Annotated in this window: 17 protein-coding genes; 7 read left to right on the top strand and 10 right to left on the bottom strand. The window is 73.3% G+C overall.

Annotated features, from left to right (window positions below):
- Nucleotides 1–147: 147 nt before the first annotated feature.
- Genes B5557_RS36995 through yczE form a run of 3 tightly spaced genes read right to left on the bottom strand, consistent with a single transcriptional unit; the run spans nt 148 to nt 2,969 of the window.
- Complete coding sequence (locus B5557_RS36995) at nt 148–1,497, bottom strand: MFS transporter (RefSeq protein ID WP_079663573.1); 1,350 nt, start codon at nt 1,495–1,497, stop codon at nt 148–150.
- Nucleotides 1,498–1,551: 54 nt separating this feature from the next.
- Entirely contained in the window at nt 1,552–2,319 is a 768-nt protein-coding gene (locus B5557_RS37000) for a glycerophosphodiester phosphodiesterase (protein ID WP_079663574.1), read from the bottom strand.
- The gene (yczE, locus tag B5557_RS37005) at nt 2,316–2,969 is read right to left on the bottom strand and encodes a membrane protein YczE (RefSeq protein ID WP_079663575.1); all 654 of its coding nucleotides are present in this window, start codon (nt 2,967–2,969) and stop codon (nt 2,316–2,318) included. The genes B5557_RS37000 and yczE overlap by 4 nt, the downstream gene beginning before the upstream one ends.
- Nucleotides 2,970–3,068: 99 nt before the next feature.
- On the opposite strand from yczE, the gene B5557_RS37010 reads away from it, so the two are divergent.
- Nucleotides 3,069–4,568, top strand: a complete 1,500-nt coding sequence (locus tag B5557_RS37010; protein WP_079663576.1) for an SCO1417 family MocR-like transcription factor — start codon at nt 3,069–3,071, stop codon at nt 4,566–4,568.
- A gap of 327 nt (nt 4,569–4,895) precedes the next feature.
- Here the strand turns inward: B5557_RS37010 and B5557_RS37015 are convergent, their stop codons facing one another.
- On the bottom strand, nt 4,896–6,458 hold the full coding sequence (locus B5557_RS37015; RefSeq protein WP_079663577.1) for a hypothetical protein: 1,563 nt from the start codon (nt 6,456–6,458) through the stop codon (nt 4,896–4,898).
- 43 nt (nt 6,459–6,501) lie between these two features.
- Nucleotides 6,502–6,696, bottom strand: a complete 195-nt coding sequence (locus tag B5557_RS37020; RefSeq protein WP_079663578.1) for a hypothetical protein — start codon at nt 6,694–6,696, stop codon at nt 6,502–6,504.
- 262 nt (nt 6,697–6,958) lie between these two features.
- Here B5557_RS37020 and B5557_RS37025 point away from each other — a divergent pair, with 262 nt between their 5' ends.
- The 5 genes from B5557_RS37025 (at nt 6,959) to B5557_RS37045 (ending at nt 12,629) form a co-directional block, all read left to right on the top strand.
- A complete protein-coding gene (locus B5557_RS37025; protein WP_079663579.1) occupies nt 6,959–7,351 on the top strand; it encodes an ankyrin repeat domain-containing protein in 393 nt (130 codons plus the stop codon).
- Nucleotides 7,352–7,675: 324 nt separating this feature from the next.
- The gene (locus B5557_RS37030) at nt 7,676–9,097 is read left to right on the top strand and encodes a hypothetical protein (RefSeq protein ID WP_079663580.1); all 1,422 of its coding nucleotides are present in this window, start codon (nt 7,676–7,678) and stop codon (nt 9,095–9,097) included.
- Between the two features lie 219 nt (nt 9,098–9,316).
- Nucleotides 9,317–10,444: a glycosyltransferase family 4 protein gene (locus B5557_RS37035; RefSeq protein WP_079663581.1), complete on the top strand. Its 1,128-nt coding sequence runs from the start codon at nt 9,317–9,319 to the stop codon at nt 10,442–10,444.
- Complete coding sequence (locus tag B5557_RS37040) at nt 10,441–11,724, top strand: glycosyltransferase (RefSeq protein ID WP_079663582.1); 1,284 nt, start codon at nt 10,441–10,443, stop codon at nt 11,722–11,724. Before B5557_RS37035 ends, B5557_RS37040 begins: the two co-directional genes overlap by 4 nt.
- The gene (locus B5557_RS37045) at nt 11,721–12,629 is read left to right on the top strand and encodes an SGNH/GDSL hydrolase family protein (RefSeq protein ID WP_079663583.1); all 909 of its coding nucleotides are present in this window, start codon (nt 11,721–11,723) and stop codon (nt 12,627–12,629) included. The genes B5557_RS37040 and B5557_RS37045 overlap by 4 nt, the downstream gene beginning before the upstream one ends.
- A 30-nt stretch (nt 12,630–12,659) precedes the next feature.
- Here B5557_RS37045 and B5557_RS37050 read toward each other — a convergent pair whose 3' ends face one another.
- From B5557_RS37050 to B5557_RS37070, 5 genes are read right to left on the bottom strand one after another with little or no spacing between them, the layout of a single operon-like run.
- Complete coding sequence (locus tag B5557_RS37050) at nt 12,660–13,529, bottom strand: biotin-dependent carboxyltransferase family protein (protein WP_079663584.1); 870 nt, start codon at nt 13,527–13,529, stop codon at nt 12,660–12,662.
- Nucleotides 13,526–14,188 carry a 5-oxoprolinase subunit B family protein gene (locus B5557_RS37055; RefSeq protein ID WP_079665196.1) on the bottom strand — a complete coding sequence of 221 codons (663 nt, stop codon included), beginning with the start codon at nt 14,186–14,188 and terminating at the stop codon, nt 13,526–13,528. The genes B5557_RS37050 and B5557_RS37055 overlap by 4 nt, the downstream gene beginning before the upstream one ends.
- Nucleotides 14,189–14,190: 2 nt before the next feature.
- Nucleotides 14,191–14,967: a LamB/YcsF family protein gene (locus B5557_RS37060; protein WP_079663585.1), complete on the bottom strand. Its 777-nt coding sequence runs from the start codon at nt 14,965–14,967 to the stop codon at nt 14,191–14,193.
- A gap of 20 nt (nt 14,968–14,987) precedes the next feature.
- Complete coding sequence (locus B5557_RS37065; RefSeq protein ID WP_443031309.1) at nt 14,988–15,842, bottom strand: putative hydro-lyase; 855 nt, start codon at nt 15,840–15,842, stop codon at nt 14,988–14,990.
- The gene (locus B5557_RS37070; RefSeq protein WP_079663586.1) at nt 15,839–17,140 is read right to left on the bottom strand and encodes an MFS transporter; all 1,302 of its coding nucleotides are present in this window, start codon (nt 17,138–17,140) and stop codon (nt 15,839–15,841) included. Before B5557_RS37070 ends, B5557_RS37065 begins: the two co-directional genes overlap by 4 nt.
- Before the next feature lie 136 nt (nt 17,141–17,276).
- On the opposite strand from B5557_RS37070, the gene B5557_RS37075 reads away from it, so the two are divergent.
- The gene (locus B5557_RS37075; protein ID WP_079663587.1) at nt 17,277–17,978 is read left to right on the top strand and encodes a GntR family transcriptional regulator; all 702 of its coding nucleotides are present in this window, start codon (nt 17,277–17,279) and stop codon (nt 17,976–17,978) included.
- Nucleotides 17,979–18,090: the final 112 nt, after the last annotated feature.

Here is an 18,090-nt window from a genome sequence, read left to right on the forward strand (position 1 = left end):
AGCCTTGTCAACCAGTGCAGTACCCACCGGCGCCCGGTTTGTCACATCTGAAAGGAGATGTCACCCAGCGTTTCGGCATCTTTGACGCGCAGTAACGGTACGCCTGGCAGGCCAAACGCGTACACTACCGCCCTTTCGCGTTGAGCGCTAAATCTTCTCGGGTACCTGGTTACCCGCGTTGCCGATCGCCCGCCGCACCGGCACCCGCGCGAGCAGGAGAAACCCGATGACGAAGAAGGCCACCAGCGAGACGATCGCGTCCCGGTAACTACCGGTCAGCTGGTAGGTAAAGCCGAACAGCAGCGGCCCCAGCCAGCTCATCCCCCGGTCGCTCATCTCGTAAGCGGAGAAGTACTCGGCTTCCTTGCCCGGCGGGATCAGATGGGAGAAGAGGGAGCGGGACAGGGCCTGGCTGCCGCCGAGGACCAGTCCGATGGCGGCCGCCAGCAGGAAGAAACCCATCGGCGCCCCGGCGGGCAGGAAGTACCCGGCGCCCAGGGTGAGCGTCCACGCCACGAGCGAGCCGAGAATCGTCCGCTTCGCGCCGTACGTCCGGGCCAGGCGCCCCATGCCCAGCGCGCCCGCCACGGCCAGCACCTGCACCAGCAGGACGGCGCCGATCAGCGTGGACTGGCCCAGGCCGAGCTCCTCGGAGCCGTAGACCGAGGCCTGGGAGATCACGGTCTGGATGCCGTCGTTGTAGACGAGGTACGCGAGGAGGAAGGCGAGGGTCAGCGGGTGGCGGCGCATGCCACGGACTGTCGCCGCCAGCTGCCGTAGCCCCGGAGCGGTCGCCTCCGCCGTCACGGCGGACGGCCGGTCGCGCAGCCGCAGCAGCGGAACGAGCGTGAAGCCGCCCCACCACAGGCCGGCGGAGGCCAGGCAGATGCGGACGGCCATCGACTCGGAGACGCCGAAGGAGTCGTGCGCGAGGTACAGCACCAGGTTGACGACCAGGACCAGTGAGCCCGCGACGTACCCGAAGGCCCAGCCGCGGGAGGAGACCGCGTCGCGTTCCTCGGGCGGGGCGATCTGCGGGAGGTAGGAGTTGTACAGCATCATCGCCACGGACTGGGCGGCGTTCGCCACGATCAGCAGCACACCGCCCAGCAGGTAGCGGTCGCCACCGAGGAAGAACATGCAGGTCGTGGCCGCGGCGCCGACGTAGGCGGCGGCGCCCAGCAGCGGCTTCCTGCGCCCGGAGCGGTCGGCTGCCGCGCCCACCAGGGGCATCACCAGGACGGCCACGATCACCGACAGGGACACCGAGTACGCGAAGAAGGAGCCCGCGCGGACCGGGACGCCCAGAGGATGCACGTATCCGCCGGAGTCCGCCGCCTCCTTGGCGACCGACGTCAGGTACGGGCCGAGGAACACGGTGAGCACGCTCGTCGAGTAGACCGAGCACGCCCAGTCGTAGAAGTACCAGCCGCGCTGTTCGCGCCGCCGCTCGGCGGCTTCGTCGAACGCCGCCGCCCGCACGGTGTCGGTGCCCACCCGTGCCCTCGCTTCCCGCTGCCGCAACCGCGCGCGGGCGGTGGCCCGAGGGGGTCAGGCCCAGACGCCCCGGTCCTCCATGACCTTGCGCAACGTGTCGATGTGATCGGTCATGATGCCATCGACTCCCAGGTCCAGGAGCCGGTGCATCCGATCCGCGTCGTTGATGGTCCACACGTGCACCTGCAGCCCGCGCGCGTGGGCGGTACGCACGAAGCGCGGGTCCACGACCTGGATGCCCGACTGGGCCTCGGGCACCTGCGCGGCTATCGCCGAGCGGCGCAGCGCCGCGGGCACGCCCCAGGACCGCAGTCGCAGGTTGAGCACGCCCCGGGTGCCGTACGACGTCGCCAGGCGCGGCCCCGCCAGTCGCTGGGCGCGCACCACGCGGGCCTCCGAGAACGAGCCGACGCAGACGCGGTCCCATGCGTCGGTGCGTGCGATCAGGTTGAGCAGGGGGTGCAGCGCGGGCTCGTCCTTGAGGTCGACGTTCCAACGCGCCTCGGGAAAGGTCTCCAACAGCTCCTCGAAGAGCGGCACCGGCTCCTTGCCTCCCACGCGCGCGTGCCGTACGTCCGACCACGGGAGGTCGGCGATGCGGCCGGCGCCGTCGGTCACCCGGTCCAGCGTCGTGTCGTGGAAGGCGACGAGCTTGCCGTCCCGGGTGGCGTGCACATCGGTCTCGAGGTAGCGGTAGCCCGTCTCGATCGCGCGCCGGAACTGCGCCACGGTGTTCTCCAGGCCGTCCGCGGCCCCGCCGCGGTGCGCGAACGGGATGGGCCCCGGATGGTCGAGGTAGGGGTGGCGTATGGGCGTGGTCACGGACGCAGTATCGCTCCCCGGGGTGTCCCGGTGGCAACGACCGTGCTGCCGCCGGATGCCGGGGGAACGGCGAAAACCCGCAGGAACAGCTGGGCCAGCGGGCCGATCGACACCGCGTAGAGCAGCGTGCCGACGCCGATGGTGCCGCCGAGGGCGAACCCGGTCACGACGACCGCCGCCTCCACCGCCGTCCGCATCAGCCGGATCGAGCGCCCGGTGCGCCGGTGCAGCCCCGTCATCAGCCCGTCCCGCGGACCGGGGCCGAAGTCGGCGGCGATGTACAGGCCGGTGGCCGCGCCGTTCAGTACGATGCCCGCGACCAGCAGCGGAACCCGCACGGCCAGGGTGTGCGCCTCGGGGACCAGCGCCAGGGTGGCGTCCATCGCGAGGCCCACGACGAAGACGTTGGAGACCGTGCCGAGGCCCGGGCGCTGGCGCAGCGGGATCCACAGCAGCAGCACCCCCGCGCCCACGAAGATCGACACGACGCCGATCGTCAGGCCGGTGAGCTCGGCCAGTCCCTGGTGGAGGACGTTCCAGGGCTCCAGGCCCAGACCCGCCTCCACGAGCAGGGCCGAGCTGGCGCCGTACAGCGCGAGACCGGCGTACAGCTGGACCAGCCGTCCGGTGAGATGTCCCCGGGTCGCCAAGAGGTGCCCCCTGTGGTCGTAGTGGCCTGACCCGTGACACTCTGTGGCTTGGAAGCGAACGCCATCCATGGCCAATTCGGGGAAGGTGGACTGGTAACCATGGCGCAGTGGACCTCGGCGGTGGGGGCCGCACAGCTGGCGCGGCTGCTCAAGTCCCAGCAGGACCGCCCCGCGGGCCCGGGCACGCGTCGCCCGCCCGCCTATCGCGCGCTCGCCGACGGCGTCCGGCTGCTGGTGCTGGAGGGCCGCGTCCCCGTCGCCGCCCGTCTGCCCGCCGAACGCGAGCTGGCCCTCGCCTTCTCCGTGAGCCGTACCACCGTCGCCGCCGCCTACGAGGCGCTGCGCGCGGAGGGGTTCCTGGAGTCCCGGCGCGGGGCGGGCAGCTGGACGGCGGTCCCGGCGGGCAACCCGGTCCCGGCGCGCGGTCTGGAGCCCCTGCCGCCCGAGACCCTCGGTTCCATGATCGATCTGGGCTGTGCGGCCCTGCCCGCGCCCGAGCCCTGGCTCACCCGCGCCGTACAGGGCGCGCTTGAGGAGCTGCCGCCGTACGCCCACACACACGGCGACTATCCGGCGGGCCTGCCCGCGCTGCGCGCGATGATCGCCGAGCGGTACACCGCGCGCGGGATACCGACGATGCCCGAGCAGATCATGGTCACGACCGGGGCGATGGGGGCCATCGACGCCATCTGCCATCTGTTCGGCGGGCGCGGCGAGCGCATCGCCGTCGAGTCGCCCTCCTACGCCAACATCCTTCAGCTGATGCGGGAGGCGGGCGCGCGGCTGGTGCCCGTCGCGATGGCGGAGGGGCTCGCGGGCTGGGACATGGACCGCTGGCGCCAGGTCCTGCGCGACGCCGCGCCGCGCATCGCGTACGTCGTCGCCGACTTCCACAACCCGACCGGTGCGCTCGCCGACGAGGACCAGCGGCGCCGGCTCGTGGAGGCGGCCCGCTCCGCCGGGACCGTCCTGGTCGCGGACGAGACGATGAGCGAACTGTGGCTCGACGACGATGTCGAGATGCCGCGGCCCGTGTGCGGCTTCGACCCCGCCGGGTCGACGGTGATCACGGTCGGGTCGGCGAGCAAGGCCTTCTGGGCCGGAATGCGCATCGGCTGGGTGCGCGCGGCTCCGGACGTCATCCGCAGCCTGGTCGCGGCGCGCGCCTACGCCGACCTGGGCACCCCCGTGCTGGAGCAGCTGGCCGTGAACTGGCTGTTCAGCACGGGCGGCTGGGCGCAGGCCGTCGAGTTGCGCCGCGCCCAGGCCCGAGTGAACCGGGACGACCTGGTCGCGGCGGTGCGGCGGGAGCTGCCGGAGTGGGAGTTCGCCGTGCCCAAGGGCGGGCTGACGCTCTGGGTGCGGGCGGGCGGGCTCTCCGGGTCGCGGCTCGCCGAGGCGGGGGAGCGGGTGGGCCTGCGAGTGCCGTCCGGGCCCCGGTTCGGGGTCGACGGCGCCTTCGAGGGGTACGTGCGGCTGCCGTTCACGGTGGGCGGCGCGGTCGCCGAGGAGGCCGCCACACGGCTGGCCGCCGCCGCGCGCATCGTCGAGAGCGGCGGCACAGCGGGCGGAGAGGGACCGCGCACGTTTGTCGCGTAGCGGGTGGGCGGGGGCGCCATGGGGCGGCGGCCTGCTTTTGGCGTCGCGTCCGCGGTGGCGGTTTCGGCGGTAATGGCTTCTGTCGGCGGCGGTCGCGTAGCGGGTGGGCGGGGTGTCGGGGGTGCCTGCCTTCCGGGTCCACTCCGCGACGGTGGCTTGTGCGGGCGCGGCCTCCGTCGGTGGCGGCCGCGCGGTCGGCGGTCGCCCGCGTTCGGGGGTCGCCCGCGTTCGGGGGTGGAGCGCGTTCGGGGGTGGAGCGGGCGGGCGGTTCTGTTCGTGAGGCGGGGGGCGGGTGTGTTGCCTGCCCGCGTGGGCGCCTGTTGTGCCCTACTCCGCGGCCACGGCCTCGACCGGTACCGGCGGCGACTCCGTGTCGGCCGGTGTGGACCGCGGCGGCAGCAGATCCAGCACCGCCCTGCGATGGGCGTCGCTCGTCGCGTCGTCGTAGGGATCCGGAGTCGCCGGCACCTGCAGCCGGTGCACCGGACCCGACCCCAGCCGGGCGTAGCCGCGCCCCGGCGGGACCTGGTCGACGGGCGTGGTGTGCGGAGGTGCGCCGAGCACCGTCTCCAGCTGCCCCCGCGACGCCGGCCCCAGCACGACACGCGCGCGCGTGTGCTGCCGTACGGCGTCGCTCAGGGAGTCCAGGGCGTCGAACTGTTCGGCCACCACCACCGTGACGGCGGCCGCGCGGCCGTGCCGCAGGGGGACCTGAAGGAGGGACTGCGGGTCCTTGCGGCCGTCCGCCTCGGCGAGGTGGGTGAAGGCGGTGGGGCGGTCCAGCACGATCCACAGGGGCCGCTTGGTGTCGTCCGGCGGCGCGTGACCCGACTGCCGGGCGTGGTTGGCGGCGATGAGCCGGCGCTCGGTCTCGCCGGCGGCCCACTCCAGGGCGGCCAGTGCTCCGGTCAGTCCGACCTCGATGCCCAGGACGCCGTCGCGGCCGGTCAGGCAGGCGTACTCGCCGGTGCCGCCGCCCTCGACGATCAGGACGTCGCCGTACTGCAGGGCCTGTAGGGCGAGGGAGCGCAGGAGGGTCGACGCGCCGCTGCCGGGCTGGCCGACCGCCAGCAGGTGCGGCTCGGTGGAGCGGAGGCCGGTGCGCCAGACGACCGGCGGGACGTCGCGCCGATCCTCGCCGAAGGCGAGAGGCAGCGTGCGCTGGACCCGGGAGGGGTCGGTGAAGCCCAGGACCGTCTCGCCCGGGGCGGTGACGAAGCGCTGGGCGGAGACGTCGGTGGGGAGGGGGCTGAGGACGCTGACCGTGAGTTCGTTGCCCTCCTCGTCCCAGACGAAGAGGTACTCGCGGCCGCGGCCGGACTTCGCGGCGAGGAGCTGCTCGATCCGCGCGCGGGAGGCGGCCTCGCCGTCGGGGAAGTACGCCGGGTAGCGGATCACGAGGTGGGTGACGCGGTCCTCGTCGTCGAACTCCTGGGTGGGGAAGACCTTCTCCCAGTCGCCGCCGTGGGCGTACAGAGGAGAAGGGTCTTCGGCCGTCGAGAAGTACGGGACCAGGGCCTCGTACAGCACCTGGAGTCGCTGGATCTGCGATTCGTCAGGGCCTTCGGGAGCCGGTGGGGTGCGGTCCCTGCCCTGCCAGGCCGCTGCCGCCATCAGGGTGATGACGGCGAGCAGCGGGCCGTACGGCACGAGCACCACGATCAGGATCGCCGAGGCCGCCAGGAACAGCAGCGGCCCGCGCTTGTCCTTGGGGGTCTCGGCCCACCTGCGCCGCCCGGCCGAGGCCAGCCGGCGCAGTCCGCGGGTGATCGTGATCAGCGGATGGAGGACATCGGTGGCGCCGTCGGCCGCCGTCCGGGCCAGCTCCCGGCTCCGGGCGATCTGTGCGCTGCCTGTGCTCAGGATGCGGGGGAGGGGGCGCCGGGCCACTGCTGTCTCCTGTAGGTGCGTGACGGACGGGGGACGTGCGGCGTCAGAACTTGATGCCGCCGAGGAGGCTGGCCAGGCTCTCGCCGCCGGCCTTGATGCTCGGGGCGATGGCCGTGCTGGCCATGTAGAACCCGAACAGGGCCGAGACGCAGGCGTGCGACGCCTTGAGCCCGTCCTTGCGGAAGAAGAGGACGACGATGATGCCGAACAGGACCACGCCTGACATGGACAGGATCATTTGGTTCTCCTGGTTCGCGGGGACAGTCACCATGAGTACTTCCAGGCTCACAGGATGTATCCATACGATAAAAGGTGCAACTGGGTGAAATACGGCTGATTTACCCCGGGTGGCGGTAGGTCTGCTGAGCCGCCGGAGCAGGGAAATTGCGTCGAACGGGGGCTGCCCGTGATCTTTGCCGTCTCCGGGACCGGCCGTGTGTCCGACGAGCCAGTACGCTGGCGATTCACCTGAACGGTTGTAGCGAGAGGCGGTCCGGCCGATGACTGAAGCCCCCGACCCCGAGGTCGTGGAGCTGGCGACCAAGATCTTCGATCTGGCCCGCCAGGGACAGACCGAGGAGCTCGTGGCGTACGTCGACGCGGGCGTCCCGGCCAACCTCACCAACGACCGCGGCGACTCGCTCATGATGCTCGCCGCGTACCACGGCCACGCCGACGCCGTCCGGGCCCTGCTGGCCCGCGGCGCCGAGGCCGACCGGATCAACGACCGTGGCCAGACCCCGCTCGCCGGGGCCGTCTTCAAGGGCGAGACGGAGGTCATCAGGGCCCTGCTGGAGGCCGGCGCCGACCCCTCCCAGGGCACGCCCTCGGCCGTCGACACGGCCCGCATGTTCGGCAAGAGCGACCTGCTGGAGCTGTTCGGCGCACACTGAGGCCGACCCTCCTGAGCAGGTCAACAGAAGTTCCTGACCAGGTAAATCAACGACCACGGGGGAGGCGGTACAAGGCCGCCGGAAATTTCGGTCGCGGCAGGTAGAACAGCCGGGTCATCATGACGTCGTGATTCACGGACGCGATGGCTGGGCAGGTGTTGCCGCACCGCGCGGGCCGTGATGCGGTCCGCATGGGCCACCGACGAGAGGCAGAGGAAAATGGTCTACAGCAAGCAGGAAACGGCGGGCGCCCCGACGTGTTGTCACGCGGCCAGGTAGTGCACGTCCCCGGTTGCGTCGACGCTTGATGTGAGGCTGTTTCCCATGTTCGATCCGGTCATAGCGCCCAGCGGTACGCTGCTCGGCCTGCTCCAGAGGGGCCGCGGCGACGGCACGCTGCACGCGCTCACCGCCCCGCGGGCCGAGGCCCTCGCGGCGCTGAACCACTGTGTGCTGCGGGACCCCCGCCACGACTGGCAGGTGGAGAACCGCTCCCTCTACTACGCCCGACTCTTCCTCGACCTCAACGGCGAGCTGGACGAGATCGAGGCCCACCTCTTCGACGTCGAGGACGTCTTCGACACCGAGGAGTCACGCACGGGCCTGGCCCTGGCCGTCCTCGGCCATCTCGCCTCCTACGGCCGGCGGGACGCCCTCGCCCTGCTGCGCAGATACGCCGCCACGGGCGCCAACTGGGCCTGGGCGCTGGACGAGCTCGCCCTGCGGGACGACGACGCCGCACTGCGGTCGCTCGCCGCACCCGTGCTCGCGCGGTTCGCCACCGACGCCGAGGGCGAGGCCGAACTTGCCACCGCGGTACGGGACGCCTTCGAGCCACGGCCCTGGCGGCTGTGGGCCGAGGATCCCCGCGACCACATCTCCACGCGCGTGCGTGCCGCTCATGAGGCCGGCTGTTTCGACCGCTGGCAACGGCAGATGAGCCCCGGCGGACCCCGCCCCGGCTGGAGCGTGGAGGCCGTGTTCGAGTGGGCCCAACAAGGCGTCGAACGCGGCGCCGCCCTCCACGTCCCCGCCGCCCGCTGCCTCTCCGCCGTGGCCGGGCCCGAGGACCGCCCAGAGATCGTGCAGGCGGCCAAGGACGGCACCGAGGGAGCCCGGTGCACCGCCCTGCGCTACCTCGCCGACTGCAACGATCCCGACGCCCCCGTCCTGATCGAACAGGCCGTCGCCACCGGCTCGCCGGCCGTCGTGGAGGCCGCCGTCGACGCCTTCGAACGTATGCGCAGCGTCGCCGCGGTCGACCGGGCCCGCGGCTGGGTCCACCGGCCCGACGCCCTGGGCGCCGCCGCCGGCCGCATGCTCGCCTGCCGGGGCGGCACCCAGGACAGCGACCTGGTCCTCGGCGCCCTGCGCGAGGCCGTACGCGGCGAGGGCTGCGACGCACCGAGCCTGTGGACCCTCGTCGACGGCGCCGGACGGCTCGGCATCGTCTGCGCGGCACCGGTTTTGCGCCATATCTACCGCGAGACGGCCTCCTCCCATCTGCGCGGTCGCTGCGCCCGCGCACTCGCCGCCACCGACCCCTCCTACGCCGCCGGCTTCGCCGTCGAGTGCCTGTGGGACTGCGAGGAGGGCACCCGCGAGATCGCCGCCCGGCACGCCGAGACCGGTGACGCCCGGGTCGTGGAACGCCTGCGCCGGCTCGCCGCCGACCCGGCCGAGGAGGCGGAGGTCCAGACGGCCGTACGGAGCCGGATCGGCCCCGACGCCGCCTCCGCCATGTGAACCCCGGGGAACGGGCCGCCGCCGGAGGGGAGCCTGGCGGCGGCCGGCCCGACGGGTGAACACCCGATGGCCAGTGGGGCGTACGGGCATGGACGCCGTCCGACCTGCGCGCTGCGCACCCGGTGAGCACCGGCCGCGCAGCGCAACGCTCATGGGACGTTTGTGTTTCGGAAAGATCCACTTTGACGCGGCCACGTCCAGGGCGGCGACAACACGGGTATGCGTGTCGTCATCGTGACCGAATCCTTTCCCCCCGACGTGAACGGCGTGGCCCATTGCGCCTTCCAGACCGCCCGACACCTCGTCGATCGCGGTCACGCCCCCGTCGTCGTCGCCCCGGCCACCGCTGCCGGGATCGGGCCGGACGCCGAAGCGCCCTGCCCCGTCGTCCGAGTCCCCTCCCTTCCGCTCCCCGGCTACCCCCAGGTCCGCGTCGCCCTCCCCAGCCGACGCGTCGCCGCCGCCATCGCCGAACACCGTGCCGACATGGTCCACCTGGCCAGCCCCTTCATCCTCGGCGTCCGCGGCATGGCCGCCGCCGCCCGGCTCGGCATCCCCGCCGTCGCCGTCTACCAGACCGACCTGGGCGGCTACGCCCGCACCTACATGGGCGCAGGCGAGGCCGCGGCCTGGCGCCGGATACGGTCCGTCCACGCCGCCGCCGACCTCACCCTCGCCCCCTCCAGCGCGGCCCTGCACGACCTGGACACGCACGGTGTGCCCCGGGTGAAGCTGTGGCCGCGCGGCGTGGACACCGTGCGCTTCCGCCCCGACCACCGCGACGAGGCACTGCGCCGCGCCCTCGCCCCGAACGGCGAGCTGATCGTCGGCTACGTCGGACGGCTCGCCGCCGAGAAGCAGGTCGAGCTCCTGGCCGACGCCTGCGGGCTGCCCGGCGTCCGCGTCGTCGTGGTGGGCGACGGGCCGAGCAAGCCCGGCCTGGAGGAGGCCCTGCCGGGCGCCGTCTTCCTGGGCAAGCGCACCGGCGACGAACTCGCCCGCATCTTCGCCTCACTGGACGTCTTCGTGCACACGGGCCCCTTCGAGACGTTCTGCCAGACCGTCCAGGAGGCCATGGCCAGCGGTGTCCCGGTGATCGCGCCCGCCGCGGGCGGCCCCCTGGACCTGGTCGCCCACGGGCGCACCGGCCTGCTCGTCCCGCCGCGCGACGCGCGGGCGGTGCGGGAGGCGGTGGCCTCGCTGGCCGCCGACCCCGCACAGCGGTTCGCCTACGGCGCCGCCGGTCGGGCCATGGTCGAGGGGCGCACCTGGGCCGCCGTCGGTGACCGGCTCATCGGCCACTACCAGGACGTGCTCGCCGCACGCCGACTGGTGGTGGCGGCATGAGCCCCGAGGTGAACGGCCTGGGCCGCGCCGCCGGCACCTGCTCCGGGCCGCTGCGGATCGTGCGCCTCGCCAACTTCGTGGCTCCCGCCTCGGGCGGGCTGCGCACGGCCCTGCGCGAGCTTGGCAAGGGCTACCGCGCGGCCGGCCACGAGCCGGTCCTCATCGTGCCCGGCGAGCGGGTGAGCGACCGGGAGACCGAGCAGGGCCGGGTGATCACCCTGCCCGGGCCGCTGCTGCCCGGCACCGGCGGCTACCGCGTGCTCACCGACAAACGGCGGGTCGCCCGCCTGCTGGAGGAACTCGCCCCCGACCGCCTGGAGGTCTCCGACCGCACGACGCTGCGCTGGACCGGCAAGTGGGCGCGCCGGGCCCGGGTACCCGCCGTGATGGTCTCCCACGAGACAGCGGACGGCGTCCTGCGCACCTGGGGCGTGCCCGAGGGGGCGGCCGGACGCGTCGCCGACGCCCTTAATCTCCGTACGGCGCACACGTACGCGCGCGTGGTGTGCACCACCGAGTTCGCCGAGCGCGAGTTCGTACGGATCGGGGCGCGGAACGTGGTCCGGGCGCCGTTGGGCGTCGACCTCGTCGAACGGCACCCCGCCCTGCGGGACGCCGGACTGCGGGCCGTCCACGCGCGCGCGGACGAGACCCTGCTGGTGATGTGCACCCGCCTCTCCGTGGAGAAGCGGCCCGGTACCGCGCTGGACGCCCTGGAGGCGTTGCTGCGGCGCGGTGTGCGGGCGGTGCTGGTCGTCGCGGGAGACGGCCCGCTGCGGCCGCGGCTGGAGCAACGGGCCCGGGAGCGCGGGCTGCCCGTGACCTTCCTGGGGCACGTCTCCGACCGCGGCGCCCTGGGCGCGCTCCAGGCCTCCGCCGACGTGTGCCTGGCACCAGGGCCCGCGGAGACGTTCGGGCTCGCCGCCTTGGAGGCGATGGCGTGCGGGACGCCCGTCGTCGCCAGCGCCTCGTCGGCGCTGCCCGAGGTGATCGGGGCCGCCGGGGCCACCGCGGCCGACCGCGGGGAGGCCTTCGCGGAGGCTGTCGAGCACCTGCTCGAGCGCCCGCCGGCGGCCCGCGGGGAGGCGGCACGCGCGCGTGCGGAGTGCTTCGGCTGGGGGACGGCGGTCGACGCGTTTCTCGCCGCGCACGACGCGATGCCGCCCGCCCGGAGCGACGCCTACGACCGGCCTGCGCCTGCGTCGGCACCGGCTCCTGCTCCGGCGACGGCACCGGTCGCCGCACCTGTCCGTCCGTTCGTGCCCGGAGGCCTCGGATGAGACGCGTGCGCTTCGTCGCCCTCGGGGACTCGCTCACCGAGGGTGTCGGGGACCCCGTGGGCGACGGGTGGCGCGGCTGGGCCGCGCTGCTCGCCGACGGGCTCGCCGGGGAGGCCGAAGGGGTCGAGGGGGTCGAGGGGGCGGCCGAGGGGGCTGAAGGACCCGCGGCGGCCGTGGAGTTCACCAACCTCGCGGTCAGCGGGGCGCAGACACGGGACGTGCTGGAACGGCAGCTCCCGGCCGGGCTGGAGCTTCGGCCCGACCTGGTCTCCGTCGTCGTCGGCGTCAACGACACCCTGCGCTGCACCTTCGACATCCATGCCGTGGCCGCCCGGCTCGACACGGTCTACGGTGCGTTCGCCGAGCAGGGCGCCGTCCTGCTCACCGCGTGCCTGCCCGACCCGGGCGCAACCCTCGGGCTGCCCGGCGCCCTCGCCCGGCCGCTCGCCCGCAGACAGCGCGCCGTCAACACCGTCGTCCATGCCCTCTCCGAGCGTTACGGCGCCGTCCACCTGCACGCCTCGGAGGGCGCCTGGCTCACCGACCGGGCCATGTGGAGCGCGGACCGGCTCCACCCCGGCGAACGGGGGCACCGGCAACTGGCCGTGCGCTTCCACGCGGTGTTGGCGGAGGCGGGCCTCGCGAGCGGGCCCGCGCCCTCGCCCGAGCCCGCGTTCCCGGCGCCCACGACGTCGGCGAGCCTGTGGTGGCTGGCGACCGCGGGCACCGGCTGGGTGGCCCGGCGGTGCACCGACCTGCTTCCGCAACTGCTCACCCTGGCGGCCGACGAGATGCGTCACCGCGCGCGGGGCACCAGCGCCCGGCTCGACCTGCGGGCCTCCGCGGCCGTGTCCGCCGCGCTCGCCGCCCTGTCGGTGGCGGAACGGCAGCCGGACGCCGCCTGAGACGCCCCGGGTGTCACCGTCGGCGTACCGTCACCGTCGCCGTACGGCCACGAAGCGGACCGGTGTTCCCGGTGGCGCCTGGGCGGCCGCCGGGAGGTCTGTCGCGCGGACCACCCCGATCACCGGGTAGCCCCCGGTGGTCGGGTGGTCGGCCAGGAAGACCACCGGCCGGCCCGCGGGCGGCACCTGTACGGCGCCCAGAACCATGCCCTCGCTGGCGAGTTCCCCGCTCAGGGCTCGTTCCAGCGCGGGCCCCTCGGTGCGCAGCCCGATGCGGTTGCTCGCCGAGGACACGCGGAACGTCCGCGAGGTGAAGGCCCGGACCGCGTCGGCGGTGAACCAGTCGTCCCGTGGGCCGAGCGTCACCCGCAGGACGAGCTCGGCCGGGGGCGCCGGCTGCGGGGCGACGTCCACGCGCGCGTGCGGGGCGAGTTCCTGCCCCAGGGGCAGGACCGTGCCGTCCGTGAGCGGGTCGGGGCCCAGGCCCGAGAGCAGGTCCGTGGAGCGGCTGCCGAGGACCGGCTCGACGGCGATGCCGCCGGCCACGGCCACATAGCCGCGTACACCGGACAGGGCCGGTCCGACGTCCAGCACCGCACCGGCGGGCACGCGTACGGCCGCGCCCCAGGCGACCGGTCGGCCGTCCACGGTGACCTGGCACGGCGCACCCCCGACCGCCACGGTCACGTCACAACGGGGCCTGAGGGCACAGCCGTTGAGCGTGGTCTCCAGGACGGCCGCGTCGGGCGCGTTGCCCACCAGCCGGTTGACGAGAGCCGCCGCGGGCGGGTCAAGCGCCCCGGAACGGGGGACGCCCAGATGCGCGTGTCCGGGACGACCCCGGTCCTGCAAGGTGGTGAGCGCCCCGGCGCGGACGACGCACAGTGCGCGGTCGCTCATACCGCTCCCACCGGCCGCGCCTGATCCGCCTGATCCGTCTGATCCGCCTGATCCGCGGGGACGAAGCGCACGCGCGTGCCCGGCGCGAGCATGGCGGCCGGTACGCGCGCGTGGTCCCACAACACGGCCTCCGTGGTGCCGATCAGCTGCCAGCCGCCCGGCGACGAGCGCGGGTACACGCCCGTGTACGGCCCCGCCAGCGCCACCGATCCCGCCGGGACGGCCGTGCGCGGAGTGGCCCGGCGCGGGACGTCGTAGCGCGCGGGCAGGCCGGTGAGATAACCGAAGCCGGGCGCGAACCCGCAGAAGGCGACCCGGAATTCGGCGGCCGCGTGGATGCGGGCCACCTCCCGCTCCGAGACCCCCCAGTGAGCGGCGACCTCGGCCAGGTCCGGGCCGTCGTAACGCGTCGGGATCTCCACGACGTCCTGCTCCCGTTGCGGCGCGGGCGGTACGTCGGCGGCGGCCAACTCGGCCGCCAGCCGGCCGGGGTCGGTCAGGCCGTCCAGGAGGACGGTGCGGGCCGCCGGGACGATCTCACGGGCACCGAGCAGGCCCGCCGCACGACGGCGCAGCAGCTCCGCGTGCAGGGCCTCTGCCTGCGCACCCGAGGCCACCTCGACCAGAAGGGCGTCATCGCCGACGGACAGAACGCGCAGACTCATACGAAGGCCTCCACCCGCACGCCCGACTCCTCCAGCCGGCGCCGGACCCGGCGGGCCAGCTCCACCGCCCCGGGCGTGTCGCCGTGCAGGCACAGGGAACGCGCGCGTACCTCGATGGAGGACCCCGCGTGGGAGGTGACCCGGCCGAGGCGGGCGAGGCTCACCGACCGTTCCACGACGGCGTCCGGGTCGCAGACCACGGCCCCGGCCTGCCCTCGCGGCACGAGTGTCCCCGCCTCGGTGTACGCGCGGTCCGCGAAGGCCTCCGGGACGGTCGGCAGCCCCGCCTTGCGGGCCAGCTCCAGCAGACGCGAGCCGGGCAGGCCGAGCACGGGCAGCGCGGCGTCGGCGAGGAGCACCCCGTCGACCACCGCGCCGGCCTGCTCCTCGTCGTGCACGACCCGGTTGTAGAGCGCGCCGTGCGGCTTCACATACGCCACGCGCGCGCCCGCCGCCCGGGCGAACACCTCCAGGGCGCCGATCTGGTACGCCACCTCGGCGGCCAGTTCGGCACTCGGCACATCCATGGCGCGACGCCCGAATCCGGCCAGGTCCCGGTAGGAGACCTGTGCGCCGATCCTCACGCCCCGCTCGGCCGCCAGCTCGCACACCCGCCGCATGGTGGCCGCGTCCCCGGCGTGGAAGCCGCAGGCCACGTTGGCGCTGCTGACGACGGACAGCAACTGCTCGTCGTCGGTCAGCTGCCAGCGGCCGAAGCCCTCGCCGAGGTCGGCGTTCAGATCGATCGCGGTCGTCGCGGTCGTCGCGGTCATGGTTTTTCCGTGTCTCCTTCTCAGGCCACGCGGTACTGCTCGTCGCGGGCGTCGGTGAGGAACATCTGTCCCGGGGCGTGGGTGAGGGCGAACGGCGGGCGCGAGGCCTTCACCGCGGCCTGCGGGGTCACTCCGCAGGCCCAGAACACCGGGATGTCGTCCGGCGCGGCCTCCACCGGGTCGCCGAAGTCGGGCCGGCCGAGGTCTTCGATGCCCAGTCCCGCCGGGTCGCCGCAGTGTACGGGGCTGCCGTGGACCGCCGGGAGCAGACTGCTCTCCCGGATCGCCGCCGCGAGATGCTGCGGCGGCACCGGCCGCATGGACACCACCATCGGGCCGTGCAGCCGGCCCGCGGACCGGCACTGACGGTTCGTCACGTACATCGGGACGTTGCGCCCCTGCTCGATGTGCCGGATCGGTACGCCCGCCCCGGACAGCGCCCTCTCGAAGGTGAAGCTGCAGCCGATCAGGAACGACACCAGGTCGTCACGCCAGTAGGCGCGCACGTCCGTCGGCTCGTCCACCAGCTCCCCGTCCGCCCACACCCGGTAGCGCGGCAGATCGGTGCGCAGGTCCGCACCCTCGGCCAGCACGGTGGTGACGGAGCCGGCGTCGGTGATGTCGAGGACGGGACAGGGCTTCGGGTTGCGCTGGCAGAACAGCAGCATGTCGTACGCCCAGTCCGCGGGCACCGAGATCAGGTTGACCTGGGTGTGGCCCGCCGCGACTCCGGCCGTGGGGCCGGTCAGGCCCGCCCGGAAGCGGGCCCGGGCGGTTTCGGGGCGCCACGCGTGCGCGTGCTCGTCGACGAAAGCGACGGGAGGGTCTTCGGTACGGGGCGGTCGGCGGTCCTGCGCGAGGATCGGACGGGTCACTCGAGTTCCTTCCCTCGGGTCTCCGGCAGCCCCAGCAGCGCCAGGGCGGCGATGGCGTAACCGATCGCGCCGAAGACCAGCGCACCGCCCACACCCCAGCTGTCGGCCAGGAAACCGACCGTGGTGGGGAAGACGGCGCCCACGGCGCGGCCGGTGTTGTACGTGAAGCCCTGTCCCGTGCCGCGCAGAGCGGTCGGATACAGCTCGCTCAGGAAGGATCCGAAGCCGCTGAAGATCGCCGACATGCAGAACCCGAGCGGGAAGCCGAGCACGAGGAGCAGGGTGTCCGCGCCGCTCGGGATGTTGGCGTACGCCAGGATGCACACCGCCGACAGCAGGGCGAACAGCCAGATGTTACGGCGCCGGCCCAGCCGGTCGGTGAGGTAACCGCCGGTCAGATAGCCGAGGAAGGCGCCCGAGATCAGGAAGGTCAGATAGCCGCCGGTGCCGACCACCGACAGGCCGCGCTCCGACTTGAGATACGTCGGCACCCAGGTCGCCAGCGTGTAGTAGCCGCCCTGCACACCGGTGGAGAGCATGCCCGCGAAGAGCGTCGTCCGCAGCAGTGGGCCCTTGAAGATCGCCGGGAACGATCCCTTCCGGGCACTCTGTTCGCGGGCGGCCGTGGCCTGCGGCGCGTCCTGCACCCGGCGCCGCATCCACACGACGAGCAGTGCGGGCAGGGCGCCCGTCCAGAACATCACGCGCCAGGCCATGTCGTCGCCGAAGAAGGAGAAGACCAGCGTGTACGCGAGGGCCGCGAGACCCCAGCCGACGGCCCAGGAGCTCTGGATCGCGCCGAGGGTGCGACCCCGGTGCTTCGCGCTCGCGTACTCGGCGACCAGGACCGCGCCGACCGCCCACTCGCCGCCGAAGCCGACACCCTGCAGGGAGCGGAAGACCAGCAGCGTCTCGTAGGTGGGCGCGAAGCCGCAGGCGACAGTGAAGACCGCGTAGGTGATCACGGTGATCATCAGGGCCCTGACCCGGCCGATCCGGTCGGCCAGGACGCCCGCCACGGCCCCGCCGATCGCGGAGGCCACCAGGGTGACGGTGGTGAACAGGCCGGTCTGGCCGCTGTCCAGACCGAAGTACGCCGCCAGCGCGACCATGCTCAGCGGCAGCGTGAAGTAGTCGTAGGAGTCGAGGGCGTAGCCGCCGAACGCGCCGGCGAAGGCGCGTCGGCCGCGCGGGCCGAGGGCGCGCAGCCAGGCCAGTGCGCCGCTGTCGCGGGTGTGTTCGGCCGTGGTGGCGCGGTCGTCGGTGGTCGGGGCCTGTCGTGGAGGGGTCGTGCTCATGGGGCACCTCGCTGAGGGAGGACGGAGGGTGCGGGGAGTGAGCCGTGCCGTGCCTGGAAAGGAAGGTAGAGGATCGTTGAACGATCCTTCAATACCCATGTTGTTTCGTTCTCGTGACTGCGGTTGAATTCCGGGCATGGCAGAGCAGCTGGCGGGACTGGCCGACGACCGCGCCCTCCTGGGCCGCACGAGCACGGCCGAACGGGTTTCGGACATCCTCAGGAGCCGTATCGCCGAGGGCTATTTCCCGCCCGGGACGCGATTGTCGGAGGACAGCATCGGCGGGGCGCTCGGGGTCTCCCGCAACACGCTGCGCGAGGCGTTCCGGCTGCTCACCCATGAGCGTCTGCTCGTCCACGAGTTGAACCGGGGCGTGTTCGTCCGGGTCGTGACCGTCGAGGACGTCGAGGACATCTACCGCACGCGCATGCTCGTCGAGTGCGCCGTGGTGCGCGGGCTCGGGGAACCGCCATACACGCTGGACGGTCTCCGGGCGAGCGTCACGGAGGGGCAGGTGGCAGCTCTCGAGAATGACTGGAAAGAACTGGGTACCGCCAACTTCCACTTCCACCGGGAACTCGTGGCCCTGGCCGGAAGCGCTCGCACCGACGAGCTGATGCGCAGCGTCTTCGCCGAGCTGCGGCTCGCCTTCCACCTCGTCGGCGAGCCGCGCCGGTTGCATGAGCCGTACCTCCAGCGCAACCGCCAGATCCTGCAGGCCCTGGAGGCCGGCGACAGGCAGGGGGCGGCAAAGCTGCTCGAGACCTACCTGACCGACTCGCTGGCGCGGGTGGTCGAGGTGTACCGACGAAGGGTGGGTGAGGACAGCGCTCCTTAGGCGTGCGGGGAACTGCGCGACAGGCCCCCACCGGCCCGCAGACGAAACACAACCGGTCGCCCGCCCCACCGCCGGAGGCGTTCCGCGTCGTTTGGGTCGATGTCAGACCGAG

It is taken from the genome of Streptomyces sp. 3214.6, from assembly GCF_900129855.1.
GTDB classification, from domain to species: Bacteria; Actinomycetota; Actinomycetes; order Streptomycetales; family Streptomycetaceae; genus Streptomyces; species Streptomyces soliscabiei.